General features: G+C 57.4%; 14 protein-coding genes and 1 other annotated feature. Of the genes, 10 read left to right on the top strand and 4 right to left on the bottom strand.

Translation table 11 applies throughout. The annotated features are described in order from the left end of the window. Window positions 1–9: 9 nt before the first annotated feature. Window positions 10–537: a primosomal replication protein N'' gene (gene priC, locus LRS40_RS01685; protein ID WP_231312956.1), complete on the bottom strand. Its 528-nt coding sequence runs from the start codon at window positions 535–537 to the stop codon at window positions 10–12. Between the two features lie 50 nt (window positions 538–587). Here priC and LRS40_RS01680 point away from each other — a divergent pair, with 50 nt between their 5' ends. From LRS40_RS01680 to LRS40_RS01640, 9 genes are all read left to right on the top strand, one after another. After that, entirely contained in the window at window positions 588–965 is a 378-nt protein-coding gene (locus LRS40_RS01680; protein ID WP_142488470.1) for a DUF454 family protein, read from the top strand. Window positions 966–1,117: 152 nt separating this feature from the next. Then, window positions 1,118–1,669, top strand: coding sequence for an adenine phosphoribosyltransferase (apt, locus tag LRS40_RS01675; RefSeq protein ID WP_142488471.1), 552 nt, complete (start codon window positions 1,118–1,120; stop codon window positions 1,667–1,669). Window positions 1,670–1,757: 88 nt separating this feature from the next. Continuing rightward, window positions 1,758–3,692, top strand: a complete 1,935-nt coding sequence (gene dnaX / locus LRS40_RS01670) for a DNA polymerase III subunit gamma/tau (RefSeq protein WP_231312955.1) — start codon at window positions 1,758–1,760, stop codon at window positions 3,690–3,692. After that, window positions 3,022–3,086, top strand: a sequence feature (DnaX frameshifting element). Its footprint overlaps the gene before it by 65 nt. Before the next feature lie 53 nt (window positions 3,693–3,745). Continuing rightward, window positions 3,746–4,078: a YbaB/EbfC family nucleoid-associated protein gene (locus LRS40_RS01665; RefSeq protein WP_032616874.1), complete on the top strand. Its 333-nt coding sequence runs from the start codon at window positions 3,746–3,748 to the stop codon at window positions 4,076–4,078. Continuing rightward, complete coding sequence (gene recR, locus LRS40_RS01660) at window positions 4,078–4,683, top strand: recombination mediator RecR (protein ID WP_231312954.1); 606 nt, start codon at window positions 4,078–4,080, stop codon at window positions 4,681–4,683. The genes LRS40_RS01665 and recR overlap by 1 nt, the downstream gene beginning before the upstream one ends. Window positions 4,684–4,794: 111 nt before the next feature. Beyond that, the gene (gene htpG, locus LRS40_RS01655) at window positions 4,795–6,669 is read left to right on the top strand and encodes a molecular chaperone HtpG (protein ID WP_231312953.1); all 1,875 of its coding nucleotides are present in this window, start codon (window positions 4,795–4,797) and stop codon (window positions 6,667–6,669) included. A 178-nt stretch (window positions 6,670–6,847) separates the two neighbouring features. Further along, window positions 6,848–7,492: an adenylate kinase gene (adk, locus tag LRS40_RS01650; protein WP_106992193.1), complete on the top strand. Its 645-nt coding sequence runs from the start codon at window positions 6,848–6,850 to the stop codon at window positions 7,490–7,492. Window positions 7,493–7,616: 124 nt separating this feature from the next. After that, window positions 7,617–8,579 (top strand): ferrochelatase, encoded by a 963-nt coding sequence (gene hemH, locus LRS40_RS01645; protein ID WP_142488475.1) that lies wholly within the window; start codon window positions 7,617–7,619, stop codon window positions 8,577–8,579. Between the two features lie 62 nt (window positions 8,580–8,641). Beyond that, window positions 8,642–9,946, top strand: coding sequence for an inosine/guanosine kinase (locus LRS40_RS01640; protein WP_156265068.1), 1,305 nt, complete (start codon window positions 8,642–8,644; stop codon window positions 9,944–9,946). A 75-nt stretch (window positions 9,947–10,021) separates the two neighbouring features. Here the strand turns inward: LRS40_RS01640 and ybaL are convergent, their stop codons facing one another. Both ybaL and LRS40_RS01630 read right to left on the bottom strand, forming a co-directional pair. Continuing rightward, a complete protein-coding gene (gene ybaL / locus LRS40_RS01635) occupies window positions 10,022–11,698 on the bottom strand; it encodes a YbaL family putative K(+) efflux transporter (RefSeq protein WP_231312952.1) in 1,677 nt (558 codons plus the stop codon). Window positions 11,699–11,932: 234 nt separating this feature from the next. Next, a complete protein-coding gene (locus LRS40_RS01630) occupies window positions 11,933–13,138 on the bottom strand; it encodes an MFS transporter (RefSeq protein ID WP_156263106.1) in 1,206 nt (401 codons plus the stop codon). A 163-nt stretch (window positions 13,139–13,301) separates the two neighbouring features. Between LRS40_RS01630 and ushA the strand changes: the two genes are divergently transcribed. Next, window positions 13,302–14,954, top strand: a complete 1,653-nt coding sequence (gene ushA / locus LRS40_RS01625) for a bifunctional UDP-sugar hydrolase/5'-nucleotidase UshA (RefSeq protein ID WP_231312951.1) — start codon at window positions 13,302–13,304, stop codon at window positions 14,952–14,954. A gap of 97 nt (window positions 14,955–15,051) precedes the next feature. Here the strand turns inward: ushA and ybaK are convergent, their stop codons facing one another. Further along, window positions 15,052–15,531 carry a Cys-tRNA(Pro)/Cys-tRNA(Cys) deacylase YbaK gene (gene ybaK, locus LRS40_RS01620; protein WP_032616885.1) on the bottom strand — a complete coding sequence of 160 codons (480 nt, stop codon included), beginning with the start codon at window positions 15,529–15,531 and terminating at the stop codon, window positions 15,052–15,054. Between the last annotated feature and the right edge of the window lie 35 nt (window positions 15,532–15,566).

The following is a 15,566-nucleotide window of genomic DNA, read 5'->3' as shown; positions in this document are numbered from 1 at the left end:
CTACTCCTGTTAACGGGTCAGACGCGCAATCACGCGCTCAATATCATCCAGTGCCTTACGACAGCGTTCCAGCCGCCCCTCCAGCGCGGTAATTTCGCGCATCAGCATCTGCTGCTCTTCCAGCGTTTCGGCCTGGTTCAGCCGCGTCTCGCGTTCAGACTTCATCTCACACAGCCGCCGCTCAAACTCCTGATGCTCCAGGCGCTTGCGCTGCCATTTTGTCGCTCCCGCAGAAGGGCTGTCCCAGACCCGTAAAGGCCAGGCGGCGATCTCCCGGTGCAGGGCGGCGATCTGTTCCACCAGATGGGTAGCCAGCCAGTTGACCTGCTCCGTTTGCGCTTTCTCCACCGCGTGACCCAGCTCATCCAGATTGTGCTGGACTTCATCCAGATAATCTTTAATGAGGGTGCTGCGGGTGCGGAACAGCTGCCTGTCAAAACGCGGCTTCAGGGTGGCGTGCTGCATCAGAGGGGCGGCCTGGGTTCGCAGGGCCGTCAGCTGATTTTGCAGCGTCTGTAAAAGCAAGGCTGTTTTCAATCCGCTCTCCAGTGGTACAGTAGCCGTTCAGTTTGATAACGATTCGCATTATGCAGCGTACTATTTTAATCATCATTGGCTGGCTTGCGGTAGTGCTCGGCACGCTGGGCGTCGTTTTACCCCTTCTGCCGACCACGCCCTTTATATTGCTGGCGGCCTGGTGCTTCGCCCGCTCCTCGCCGCGTTTTCACCACTGGCTACTGTACCGCTCATGGTTTGGCGGCTATCTGCGCCACTGGCAACAGTACCGTGCCATGCCGCCCGGGGCCAAGCCGCGGGCTATTGCGGTGATCCTCGTGACCTTCGCCTTCTCATTATGGATGGTAAAAATCATGTGGGTGCGGATCCTGCTGCTGGCGATCCTCTCTTGCCTGCTGATTTTCATGTGGCGGATCCCCGTAGTTGATGAAAAGCAACAAAAGCAATAATCCGCTGACTGGCTGTTGCAATTCTTGTGCGCAGCCAGTAAATTCGACCGTTTTCGAGCACGGGCACGCCTGGTCAAAGGTTAAACAATTGTTACTTTGACCAATACTCTATCCGCTCCGTGAGTAACACCGTTTTCATCAGGCATCCATTTATGACCGCAACTGCGCAGCAGCTTGAATACCTTAAAAACAGCATCAAAAGCATCCAGGACTATCCGAAGCCTGGCATTCTTTTCCGTGATGTCACCAGCTTGCTGGAAGACCCGAAAGCGTACGCGCTCAGCATTGAACTGCTGGTCGAGCGTTATAAAAACGCCGGGATCACCAAAGTTGTCGGCACCGAAGCCCGCGGCTTCCTGTTTGGCGCTCCGGTAGCGCTGGCAATGGGCGTTGGTTTTGTGCCGGTGCGTAAGCCGCGCAAACTGCCGCGTGAAACCATCGCCGAGAGCTACGAGCTGGAGTACGGCACCGATCAGCTTGAGATCCACATTGATGCGATCAAGCCTGGCGACAAAGTGCTGGTGGTTGACGATCTGCTGGCAACCGGCGGCACCATTGAGGCGACCGTGAAGCTGATCCGTCGTCTGGGTGGCGAAGTGACCGATGCGGCCTTCATCATCAACCTGTTCGATCTGGGTGGCGAACAGCGCCTGGATAAACAGGGCATCACCAGCTACAGCCTCGTGCCTTTCCCGGGACATTAATCCCCCGCCCGCAACCTCGCCCAACGGGTGAGGTTGTGTTAGCATTACCCCCCTGAATATCCACCTTCCAGCGTTGCAGAGCCTGCCCATGAGTTATCAGGTGTTAGCCCGTAAATGGCGACCCCAAACCTTTGCTGACGTTGTCGGCCAGGAACATGTGCTGACCGCCCTGGCGAACGGCTTATCGCTAGGACGTATCCATCACGCCTATCTTTTTTCCGGCACCCGTGGCGTCGGTAAAACCTCTATCGCCCGTTTGCTGGCGAAAGGCCTCAACTGCGAAAGCGGGATCACCGCCACGCCGTGCGGCGTGTGCGATAACTGCCGTGAAATCGAGCAGGGGCGCTTTGTCGATCTGATTGAGATCGATGCCGCCTCGCGCACCAAAGTCGAAGATACCCGCGATCTGCTGGATAACGTCCAGTACGCCCCGGCGCGTGGCCGCTTCAAGGTCTATCTGATCGATGAAGTGCACATGCTGTCGCGCCATAGCTTTAACGCCCTGCTGAAGACGCTGGAAGAGCCGCCTGCACACGTCAAATTCCTGCTGGCGACCACCGATCCGCAAAAACTGCCGGTGACCATCTTATCCCGCTGCCTGCAGTTCCATCTGAAGGCGCTGGACGTCGGGCAGATCCGCGATCAGCTCGAACATATTTTGAATGAAGAGCAGGTGGCGCACGAACCGCGTGCCCTGCAGCTGTTGGCGCGTGCCGCCGACGGCAGCCTGCGCGATGCCCTCAGCCTCACCGATCAGGCGATTGCCAGCGGCGACGGACAGCTGACCACGCTTGCGGTCAGCACCATGCTCGGCACCCTGGACGACGATCAGGCCCTGTCGCTGATTGAGGCGGTGGTCGAGGCCAACGGCGAGCGGGTGATGGCGCTGATTAACGCCTCGGCGTCACGCGGCATCGAGTGGGAAGCCCTGCTGGTTGAGATGCTCAGCCTGCTGCACCGCATTGCGATGGTGCAGCTCTCCCCGGCGGCGCTGGGTCCGGACATGGCCGCGATTGAACAGCGGATGCGCGAACTGGCGCGAACCATTCCGCCGACGGACGTGCAGCTCTACTATCAGACCCTGTTAATCGGTCGTAAAGAGCTGCCGTTTGCCCCCGACCTACGTATGGGGGTTGAAATGACCCTGTTGCGCGCGCTGGCGTTCCATCCGCGCATGCCGCTGCCGGAGCCCGAGGTGCAGCAGCCGTCGTTTGCGCCAGTCGCGCCAACGGCAGTGCTCACGCCGCCGCAGGTGCCCGCGCAGCAGAGTGCGCCTCCGCCGCCGCGCCACGATGCGCCGCTGTCGGATGCCACCAGTTCGGTGCTCGCCGCCCGCAGTCAGTTGCAACGCGCGCAGGGAGCAACCAAACCAAAAAAGAGTGAACCGGCAGCGCCTGCAAGAGCGCGGCCGGTAAATAACGCCGCGCTTGAACGTCTGGCCTCGGTCTCGGATCGCGTACAGTCGCGTTCTGCCTCGGCCACGCCTGAGCCGCAGGCTCCGGCGAAGAAAGAGGCCTATCGCTGGAAAGCCACCACCGTCGTCGAAGAAGTGAAGGTGGAGGTCGCCACGCCGAAGGCGCTGAAAAAGGCGCTGGAGCATGAGAAGACGCCGGAGCTGGCTGCCAAGCTGGCCGGGGAGTCCCTTGAGCGTGATGCCTGGGCGGCAGAGGTCAGTCAGCTGAAGCTGCCCAAGCTGGTGGAGCAGGTTGCCCTGAACGCCTGGCGTGAACAGGACGGCAACCGGGTCTGCCTGCATCTGCGGCCGGGCCAGCGTCACCTGAACTCGGCGAGCGCGCAACAGGTGCTGACTGAGGCACTCTCCACATTACAGGGCGCGCCGGTTGAATTGACCATCATTGAAGATGATAATCCGGCGGTGCGAACGCCGCTGGAGTGGCGCCAGGCCATTTATGAAGAGAAACTCGCGCAGGCGCGTGAGTCGATTATCGCGGATAATAACATTCAGACCCTGCAGCGTTACTTTGATGCAGAACTGGATGAAGAGAGTATTCGACCCATTTGATCGTGAGTCTGACTTACGGTTGTTATCTTTAACGTGAAAGAAGAGAGAAGCCTATGTTTGGTGGTAAAGGCGGTCTGGGTGGTCTGATGAAGCAGGCCCAGCAGATGCAGGAAAAAATGCAGAAGATGCAGGAAGAGATCGCGCAGATGGAAGTCACCGGCGAATCGGGCGCAGGTCTGGTCAAAGTGACCATCAACGGCGCACATAACTGCCGTCGCGTGGAGATCGACCCAAGCCTGCTCGAAGACGACAAAGATATGCTGGAAGATCTGGTCGCCGCTGCATTCAACGATGCTGCGCGCCGTATCGACGAAACCCAGAAAGAGAAAATGGCTTCTGTATCCTCCGGAATGCAGCTGCCACCGGGCTTTAAGATGCCATTCTGATGCAAACCAGTCCGCTGCTCACGCAGTTAATGGAAGCGCTACGCTGCCTGCCGGGCGTAGGCCCTAAGTCAGCGCAGCGCATGGCGTTTATCCTGCTGCAGCGCGATCGCAGCGGCGGCATGCGTCTGGCGCAGGCCCTGACCCGCGCCATGTCAGAAATCGGTCACTGTGCGGACTGCCGCACCTTTACCGAGCAGGAGGTGTGTAACATCTGCGCCAATCCGCGCCGCCAGGAAAACGGTCAGATCTGCGTGGTGGAGAGTCCTGCGGACATCTACGCCATCGAACAGACCGGGCAGTTTTCCGGCCGCTATTTTGTGCTGATGGGCCACCTGTCGCCGCTGGACGGTATCGGGCCGGATGATATCGGTCTGGACCGTTTAGAACAGCGTCTGAAATCGGAAACGATTTCTGAGGTGATCCTCGCCACCAACCCAACGGTGGAAGGGGAGGCGACCGCCAACTACATCGCCGAGCTGTGCGCCGAGTCCGGCGTCGACGCCAGCCGTATCGCGCATGGCGTTCCGGTGGGCGGCGAGCTGGAGATGGTGGACGGCACCACGCTGTCACACTCTCTGGCCGGACGTCACAAGATTATTTTCTGACCAAACGGAGGCTGCACCTGTGGCCTCCGCTTGAAAACCTTCTCGCTTATCCCCATCTCTCCCTCAACGCTTTTAAACCCCATTAAATGGCATTGTTGAGGTCGACTTAGTATGAAAGGACAAGAAACCCGCGGTTTCCAGTCAGAAGTAAAACAACTTCTGCACCTGATGATCCATTCTCTTTATTCCAATAAAGAAATCTTCCTGCGCGAGCTTATCTCTAACGCCTCTGATGCGGCAGACAAGCTGCGTTTCCGCGCGCTGTCGAAGCCAGAGCTGTATGAAGGTGACGGCGAACTGCGCGTGCGCGTCTCGTTTGATAAAGAGAACCGCACCCTGACCATCGCGGACAACGGCATCGGCATGACCCGCGATGAAGCCATTGACCACCTCGGCACCATCGCCAAATCCGGCACCAAAGCCTTCCTGCAGTCGATGGGTTCCGATCAGGCGAAAGACAGCCAGCTGATCGGCCAGTTCGGCGTCGGCTTCTACTCGGCGTTCATCGTGGCGGATAAAGTCACCGTGCGCACCCGTGCGGCAGGCGAAAGCGCTGAAAGCGGCGTGTTCTGGGAATCCCACGGCGAAGGCGAATACACCGTGGCGGATATCACCAAAGCCGATCGCGGGACCGAGATCACCCTGCACCTGCGCGAAGGGGAAGACGATTTCCTCAACGACTGGCGCGTGCGCTCTATCATCAGCAAATACTCTGACCATATCGCCCTGCCGGTAGAGATCGAAAAACAGGAAGAGCAGGACGGCGAAACCGTTATTTCCTGGGAGAAGATCAACAAGGCGCAGGCGCTGTGGACGCGCAACAAGTCTGAGATCAAAGACGAAGAGTACACCGAGTTCTACAAGCACATCGCCCACGACTTTACCGATCCGCTGACCTGGAGCCACAACCGCGTGGAAGGGAAGCAGGAGTACACCAGCCTGCTCTATATCCCGGCGCAGGCGCCGTGGGATATGTGGAACCGCGATCACAAGCACGGCCTGAAGCTGTACGTGCAGCGCGTATTCATCATGGACGAAGCCGAGCAGTTCATGCCGAACTACCTGCGCTTTGTGCGTGGCCTGATAGACTCCAACGACCTGCCGCTGAACGTCTCCCGTGAGATCCTGCAGGACAGCACCGTCACCCGCAACCTGCGCACCGCGCTGAGCAAACGCGCCCTGCAGATGCTGGACAAGCTGGCGAAAGACGACGCGGAAAAATATCAGACCTTCTGGAAACAGTTCGGCCTGGTGCTGAAAGAGGGCCCGGCGGAAGATTCTTCCAACGTTGAAGCCATTGCCAAACTGCTGCGTTTTGCCTCCACGCACACCGACTCTTCCGAGCAGACCGTGTCGCTGGAAGAGTACATCTCCCGCATGAAAGAAGGGCAGGAGAAGATCTACTACATCACCGCCGACAGCTATGCCGCGGCGAAGAGCAGCCCGCACCTGGAGCTGCTGCGTAAGAAAGGCATCGAAGTGCTGCTGCTTTCCGATCGCATCGATGAGTGGATGATGAACTACCTGACCGAGTTCAGCGGTAAAGCGTTCCAGTCCGTTGCCAAAGCCGATGAGTCCATCGACAAGCTGGCGGACGAAGTGGACGAAACCGCCAAAGAGGCGGAAAAAGCGCTGGAGCCGTTTGTTGAGCGCGTGAAGACCCATCTGGGCGATCGCGTGAAAGAGGTGCGTTTCACCCACCGTCTGACCGATACCCCGGCCATCGTTACTACCGAAGCCGACGAAATGAGCACCCAGATGGCGAAGCTGTTCGCCGCTGCGGGCCAGAGCGTACCGGAAGTGAAGTACATCTTTGAACTGAACCCGGATCACGTCCTGGTGAAACGTGCGGCCGAGACTCAGGACGAGACGCGCTTTGCCGAGTGGGTTGAACTCCTGCTGGATCAATCCCTGCTGGCCGAGCGCGGCACGCTGGAAGATCCAAACCAGTTCATCAAGCGCGTGAATGCGTTGCTGCTGAGCTGATCTCTCTTCACCCTGGCTCTCTCTCCGTGAGAGAGGGCCAGGCCATCAGTCTGTACTCTCTAATAAATTCCCCTCATTAACCGTTTCAGCCTCCCCGCCTTCCTTGAGCCACATCCGTTCTGATGGTATTGTTTAGCGCTTTTGAAAAATTGAACCAACTTTTGAGGGGATTTTCGCAATGCGTATTATTCTGCTTGGCGCTCCGGGCGCGGGTAAAGGAACTCAGGCTCAGTTCATCATGGAGAAATACGGTATTCCGCAAATCTCTACCGGTGACATGCTGCGTGCCGCTGTTAAATCTGGCTCCGAGCTGGGCAAACAGGCGAAAGATATTATGGACGCCGGCAAACTGGTAACCGATGAGCTGGTGATCGCTCTGGTTAAAGAACGCATTACTCAGGAAGATTGCCGCAACGGTTTCCTGCTGGACGGCTTCCCGCGTACCATTCCTCAGGCTGATGCCATGAAAGAAGCGGGCATCAACGTGGACTACGTGCTGGAGTTCGACGTACCGGACGAGCTGATCGTTGACCGTATCATCGGTCGTCGCGTACACGCCGCTTCCGGCCGCGTTTACCACATCAAATTCAACCCGCCTAAGGTTGAAGGCAAAGACGACGTGACCGGCGAAGAGCTGACCACCCGCAAAGACGATCAGGAAGAGACCGTGCGTAAGCGCCTGGTGGAATACCATCAGATGACCGCGCCGCTGATCGGCTACTACTCCAAAGAAGCGCAGGCGGGTAACACTAAATACGCCAAAGTCGACGGCACTAAGCCTGTCGCAGAAGTCCGTGCAGAGCTGGAAAAGATCCTCGGCTAATCGCACCTCTCTCACCCGGGTCCCCGGGTGAGAAAAATTCTCATCTTACCTCTTACTGCAATTGGTTCCGTTTACGCACTTTTCAGATACACTTATCAGCCTGTTAAAAGGTTATGAGGCGTGAATGAGTCAGGCGAAAACCGGCATCCTGCTTGCCAATTTAGGTACCCCCGAAGCCCCAACCCCCGCAGCGGTCAGCCGTTATCTGCGCCAGTTTCTGAGCGATACGCGCGTTGTGGATACCCCGCGCCTGCTGTGGTGGCCCTTGCTACGCGGCGTGATCCTGCCGATCCGTTCGCCACGTGTGGCAAAACTCTATCAGTCCGTCTGGATGGAAGAGGGTTCGCCGCTGATGGTCTACAGCCGTCGTCAGGAGAAAGCCCTCGCCGCCCGCCTGCCGGATACGCCGGTCGCGCTCGGGATGAGCTACGGTAAACCGTCGCTGGAAAGCGCCGTCACGGAACTGCTGGCGCAGGGCGTGGACCATATCGTGGTGCTGGCGCTCTATCCGCAATACTCCTGCTCCACCGTAGCCGCCGTCTGGGACGAGCTGGCGCGCATTCTGGCAACCCGTCGCCGCATTCCTTCGGTGACCTTTATTCGCGACTACGCGGATAACGACATGTATATCAATGCCCTTGCCAGCAGCGCGCGCGCGTCCTTTGCAAAACACGGCGAGCCGGATCTGCTCCTGCTCTCCTATCACGGTATTCCGCAGCGATTTGCCGATGAAGGGGATGACTATCCCCAGCGCTGTCGCGATACCACGCGTGAGCTGGTTTCCGCGCTCGGCCTGCCGCCAGAGAAGGTGATGATGACCTTCCAGTCGCGCTTTGGCCGCGAGCCATGGTTGACCCCCTATACCGATGAAACCCTCAAAATGCTGGGCGAGAAGGGCGTGAAGCATATCCAGGTGATGTCGCCGGGCTTTGCGGCAGACTGTCTGGAGACGCTGGAAGAGATCGCGGTGCAAAACCGGGAGTTTTTCCTCGAAGCGGGCGGGGAAAAGTACGAGTACATTCCGGCGCTGAACGACGATCCTGAACACATCGAGATGATGGTCTCCCTGGTGACCAACAGCCGCTAATCGCACTCCGGGCCGGGTTTGTGCTACCATTTCCGGCCCATCCGTCACTCGTAGCCCTGAACATGAAATTTCCCGGTAAACGTAAATCAAAACACTACTTCCCCGTTAACGCCCGCGACCCACTGTTGCAGCAAATTCAGCCGGAAAATGAGACCAACGCCGCCTGGGTGGTGGGTATCGATCAGACGCTGGTGGATATCGAAGCAAAAGTGGACGATGCGTTTGTCGCGCGTTACGGGCTGAGCGCCGGGCACTCGCTGGTTATCGAAGACGATGTGGCGGAAGCGCTGTATCAGGAGCTGGTGCGGGACAACCTGATCACCCATCAGTTTGCCGGTGGCACCATCGGCAACACCATGCACAACTACTCCGTGCTGGCCGATGACCGCTCCGTTCTGCTGGGCGTGATGTGCAGCAACATCGAAATTGGCAGTTACGCCTACCGCTATCTCTGCAATACCTCCAGCCGTACCGATCTGAACTACCTCCAGGGCGTGGACGGGGCGATTGGTCGCTGCTTTACGCTGATCGGTGAATCCGGCGAGCGGACCTTCGCCATCAGCCCGGGACACATGAACAAGCTGCGGGCAGAAAGCATCCCGGAAGAGGTGATTGCCGGAGCGTCGGCGCTGGTGCTGACCTCCTATCTGGTGCGCTGCAAGCCGGGCGAGCCGATGCCGGAAGCGACCATGAAGGCGGTGGAGTATGCGAAGAAATACAACGTGCCGGTGGTCCTGACCCTCGGCACCAAATTCGTTATCGCCGATAACCCCGAGTGGTGGCAGGCATTCCTGAAAGAGCATGTCTCGATTCTGGCGATGAATGAAGAAGAGGCCGAAGCCCTGACCGGGGAGAGCGATCCGCTCCTGGCGTCCGACAAGGCGCTGGACTGGGTCGATCTGGTGCTTTGTACCGCCGGGCCGGTCGGCTTGTATATGGCCGGCTTTACCGAAGAAGAGGCGAAGCGTAAAACCCAGCATCCGCTGCTGCCGGGGGCGATTGCCGAATTCAACCAGTTTGAATTCAGCCGCGCCATGCGTCACAAAGATTGCGTCAACCCGCTGCGTATCTTCTCGCATATCGCCCCGTACATGGGCGGGCCAGAGAAGATTATGAACACCAACGGCGCAGGCGACGGCGCGCTGGCGGCGCTGCTGCACGATATCACCGCGAACGCCTTTCACCGCACCAACGTGCCGAACTCCAGTAAACACAAGTTTTCCTGGCTGACCTACTCGTCGCTGGCTCAGGTATGTAAGTACGCGAACCGCGTCAGTTATCAGGTGCTGAACCAGCACTCTCCGCGCTTAACGCGCGGCCTGCCGGAGCGGGAAGATAGCCTGGAAGAGTCTTACTGGGATCGATAGCACAATTCCCCGGCGGCGTTGCGCCTGCCGGGGCGACAACCAGGCCTGCTAAGCGAAGCGCCAGCAGGCTTTTTTTTACCCCGTCACCGCCACTTCAACCGGCGGTTTCTCCAGCAGCGACAGCATGGTATTGGCAATTTCACGCTCGCCCATCACCACCTGATTTGCGCCACGCTCCATGATGTATTCCACTTCGTCGTCGTAATGCGCCCGGGCGATAATCTCCAGGTGCGGATATTTTTCGCGGGCGGAAACCACAATCTCACCGGCTTCATAACCATTCGGGATAGTCAGCAGCAGCCAGCGCGCGCAGTCCAGATGCGCCAGGTTCATGATCTCTTCGTTCGCCGCATTGCCCAGCACCGCACGGATCCCGCGCTCGCGCAGCTCGTCCACGCGGGTACGGGAGGTCTCAATCACCACCAGCGGAATACCCTGGGCCAGCAGCTTCTCACCCAGCAGACTGCCGACACGGCCAAAGCCGACCAGCAGGGCATGGTTGCAGATATCCACCGGGATCTGTTTCTCTTCTTCCGTCGCCTCTTCCAGGGTCTGCTCTTCGAGGGTTTCGGTCTTCTCGAGGTATTTTTCCAGCAGCGCGAACAGCACCGGGTTGAGCATAATCGAGAGGATCGCCCCCGCCAGCACCAGGTTTTGTCCGGCCTGCGGCAGCAGATCCAGCGCCATGCCTAACCCGGCCAGGATAAAGGCAAACTCGCCGATCTGCGCCAGGCTGGCGGCGATGGTCAGCGCGGTACGCGGCGAGTGGCCGAACAGACGCACCAGGAAGAACGCGGCAACCGACTTACCAAAGATGATGATCGCCAGGGTGCCCAGCACCGCCAGCGGCTGCTCAATCAGGATCATCGGGTTAAACAGCATCCCTACCGAGACGAAGAACAGCACCGCAAAGGCATCGCGCAGGGGCAGGGTATCGTGCGCGGCACGGTGGCTCAGCTCCGATTCGTTCAGCACCATTCCGGCAAAGAAGGCACCCAGAGCGAAGGAGACATCAAACAGCTCAACGGCGCCAAAGGCGATACCCAGCGCCAAGGCCAGTACCGCAAGGGTAAACAGCTCGCGGGAGCCGGTAGCGGCGCTGCGGGAGAGGATCCACGGCACCAGGCGGCGGCCCACCAGCATCATGATGGCGATAAAGGCCACCACTTTACCGATGGTGATACTCATATCCAGCGCCAGGGTGGCAAAGCCGACGTTATCTTTTTCGAGCATTCCGGCGACCGCAGGCAGCAGCACCAGAGTTAACACCATCACCAGATCTTCAACAATCAGCCAGCCAATGGCGATCTGCCCTCGCTGGCTGTCAATCAGCTGTCTCTCTTCAAGCGCGCGCAGCAGCACCACGGTACTGGCGGTGGAAAGACAGAGACCAAACACGATACCGGTCATCAGCGGCCAGCCCAGCATCGCTGAAAGCGCCATACCCAGCAACGTCGCCACGGCTATCTGGGCGATCGCGCCGGGAATGGCGATCGACTTTACCGCCATCAAATCCTTCAGGGAGAAATGCAAACCCACACCGAACATCAGCAGGATCACGCCAAGCTCCGCCAGCTCCGGGGCAAGTTTAGTATCAGCAACAAAACCTGGGGTAAAAGGACCGGCTAACACGCCAGCTAATAAATAGCCCACCAGAGGCGAAATGCGAAGTTTGTTGGCAAGCATGCCGAGTATAAATGCGAGTACAAGTCCACCGACAATGGTGGTGATAAGCGGTGTGGCGTGATGCATTCCGTCTCCTTTCGTTGCTGAGTTAATCCATTTTTGGTCCAGAAACCAAAAAGCCGAGTAATAGTTTATGACAAATTTAATGATTATGTTTATGAATAATTATTGAAATTTGCGTAAAACAGCAATAAGGGTTAAACGAAAGCAGAACAGGGCGATTTTCAAGAGGCTGTGCTAAGAAAGGCTTATGGCAGTAGGGAAGGTTGCGGCCAAACCTGGAGTTTAGCCGCAGGTAAATCAGGCTTTATGCCGGTTATCAGGCAGGAATATAGTCAACATCCCGAGAAGTGGCAGGAAAGCACAGATTTTGTAGACCAAAAAGATGCTGGTATGGTCCGCAATCAGGCCTAACACGGCTGCGCCAAGGCCGCCCATCCCAAAGGCAAATCCAAAAAATAGCCCGGAAACCATGCCGATACGCCCCGGAAGCAGCTCCTGGGCATAGACCAGAATGGCCGAAAACGCCGAAGCGAGGATAAAACCAATGATCACGGTTAAAACACCCGTCCACCATAGGGTTGCATAGGGCAAAATAAGCGTGAAAGGCGCTACGCCGAGGATAGAGCCCCAAATCACATATTTACGCCCAATTTTGTCACCCAATGGCCCGCCAATAAACGTCCCTGCGGCCACCGCAAACAGGAAGGCGAAGAGGTGGAACTGGGCGTTTTGTACCGATAATCCGAATTTTTCCATCAGATAAAAGGTGTAATAGCTGCTGATGCTAGCCATATAGAAATATTTCGAGAAAATCAGCATCAGCAGGATGCTGACGGCCAGAATGACCTTGTTACGCGGCAGGGGATTTATCACCGGCGCTTTTGGTTTACCCTTATTGACCTGATGCTGGGCGGCATACCAGCGGCTGATCTGCGCCAGTACCACAATCGCCAACAGCGCGGCGAGCACAAACCAGGCCACGTTGCCTTTACCGTACGGGGCGATAATCACCGCCGCCAGCAGTGGGCCGAGGGAGCTGCCAAAGTTACCGCCCACCTGGAACAGAGACTGCGCCAGCCCGTGACGGCCACCGGAGGCCATACGCGCTACGCGGGACGACTCGGGGTGGAAGACCGACGAGCCGGTTCCCACCAGCGCAGCCGCCACTAATACGCCCTCGAAGCTGCCCGCCATCGCCAGCAGGATCAGGCCGCTCAGGGTAAAGCACATGCCAATCGGCAGCGACCACGGCATCGGATATTTATCCGTCCAGTAGCCCACTACCGGTTGCAGCAGCGACGAGGCCAGCTGGAAGGTGAGGGTGATCATGCCGATCTGTACAAAGGTAAGAGAGAATTCCGACTGTAATAACGGATAGATCGCCAGAATAAGCGACTGGATCATATCGTTAAGCAAATGCGAAAGACTGATTGCGCCGAGAATACCAAATGAGGTGCGAGCCTTAGCAGCCGACACCGGTGGAGTAGATTCACTGATTGCCATAAATACCACGTCGATTGTTATAGGAAATGCAGGATGTAATTATTATCCGACTAACATACCTTTCCCCGACATTTGAGGAAAGTCGCAATTCTGAAAACAAAGTTGTCTATTCTGCTTACTCGCTGTAATTTTTGCCTTTGTCTATGGATCAGGGAGTGAAGAAATGAAGTTAATGAAGCGAGGCGTCGCGCTGGCAATCATCGCGGCGTGCGGTCTGTTAAGCCTGCCAGCCCAGGCCTGGGAACAGGATAAAACCTATAACATCACCATCCTGCATACCAACGATCATCATGGCCACTTCTGGCGCAGCGAATACGGCGAGTATGGCCTCTCGGCGCAAAAGACGCTGGTGGACGGGATCCGTAAAGAGGTGGCGGCGAAGGGCGGCAGCGTACTGTTGCTCTCCGGCGGCGATATTAATACCGGCGTGCCAGAATCGGATCTACAGGATGCGGAACCCGATTTCCGCGGCATGAATTTGATTGGCTACGATGCGATGGCCGTGGGTAACCACGAGTTTGATAATCCTATTGAAGTATTACGCCAGCAGGAGAAGTGGGCCAAATTCCCGTTCCTCTCCGCCAATATTTACCAGAAAAGTACCGGGGAGCGTTTATTTAAGCCCTGGGCTATTTTCAAACGCCAGGATATTAAAATTGCCGTGGTGGGGCTGACCACCGACGACACGGCGAAAATTGGCAACCCGGAATATTTTACCGATATCGAATTCCGTAAACCGGCCGACGAAGCGAAGCTGGTGATCCAGGAATTACAGCAGAATGAAAAGCCGGACGTGATTATCGCCACCACCCATATGGGGCATTACGATAATGGCGACCACGGCTCGAACGCCCCGGGCGATGTCGAGATGGCGCGCAGTCTGCCGGCGGGCTCGCTGGCGATGATTGTGGGCGGCCACTCTCAGGATCCGGTCTGTATGGCCTCGGAAAATAAAAAGCAGGTGGACTACGTGCCGGGCACGCCGTGCGCACCGGACAAGCAGAACGGGATCTGGATTGTGCAGGCCCATGAGTGGGGTAAATACGTAGGCCGCGCGGATTTCGAGTTCCGCAACGGCGAGATGAAGCTGGTGCATTACCAGCTGATCCCGGTCAACCTGAAGAAGAAGGTGACCTACGATAACGGCCAGAGCGAGCGTGTTCTCTATACGCCGGAAATTGCGGAAAACCCGCAGATGCTCTCCCTGCTGTCGCCGTTCCAGAATAAAGGCAAGGCCCAGCTGGATGTGAAGATCGGCACGCTCTCCGGCAGGCTGGAAGGCGATCGCAGCAAGGTGCGCTTCGTGCAGACCAACATGGGCCATCTGGTGCTGGCGGCGCAGATGGCGCGCACCAATGCCGATTTCGCGGTGATGAGCGGTGGCGGGATCCGCGACTCCATCGAAGGCGGTGATATCACCTATAAAGATGTGCTGAAGGTACAGCCGTTCGGCAACGTGCTGGTGTATGTCGATATGAGCGGCAAAGAGGTGACGGACTATCTGACCGCGGTAGCGCAGATGAAGCCTGACTCTGGAGCCTATCCACAGTTCGCCAATGTGAGTTTCGTGGCGAAGGGTGGGGCACTCAACGACCTGAAGATCAAAGGTGAACCTGTTGATCCGGCTAAAACCTACCGGATGGCGACGTTAAGCTTTAACGCTACCGGTGGCGATGGCTATCCGCATATCGATGATAAACCGGGCTACGTGAATACCGGCTTTATCGACGCCGAGGTGCTGAAGCAGTACATCCAGCAGAACTCTCCGCTGGATGTGAACGCGTATGAACCGAAAGGTGAGGTGAGCTGGGAGTAAAGGTAGTTTTTGCCCGGTGGCGCTTCGCTTACCGGGCCTACGGTTCAAGGTTTTGACGTTGTAGGCCGGGTAAGGCGTAGCCGCCACCCGGCATTTTTTACTCCCGGCGCGCAATATCCGCAAACTGCGCATCCAGCATTTTTGCCAGATCGCTGGCCGCCAGCTCAATATCCAGCCCGCGCTTGCCACCCGAAATATAGATCGTTTCAAAGGCCTGAGAAGGCGCATCAATCAGCGTCGGCAGGCGTTTTTTCTGCCCCAGCGGGCTGATGCCGCCCACCAGATACCCCGTCGTGCGTTGCGCCACCATCGGGTCGGCCATATCCACTTTTTTAGCGCCCAGCGCCTTCGCCACCTTCTTGAGATCCAGCTGCCCGGCAACCGGCGTCACCGCCACGGCGAGATGCTTCATATCGCCGTTGACCGCGACCAGCAACGTTTTATAAACCTGATCGGCATTCAGCCCCAGCTTACGCACCACTTCATCGCCAAAATTGGTTTCACTCGGATCGTGGTCGTAGGTATGGATCCGGAACGTAATCTTGTTTTTTTCGAGTAATTTAACGGCGGGAGTCATAGCAATCCTTCTTAGCCCGGACAATAAACGCCCTA

It is taken from the genome of Leclercia sp. G3L (assembly GCF_021117075.1).
In the GTDB taxonomy this organism is placed as follows: domain Bacteria; phylum Pseudomonadota; class Gammaproteobacteria; order Enterobacterales; family Enterobacteriaceae; genus Enterobacter; species Enterobacter adecarboxylatus_C.
The sequence above is the reverse complement of the archived record's forward strand: the minus strand, read 5'-3'. Positions and strand labels throughout refer to the sequence as shown.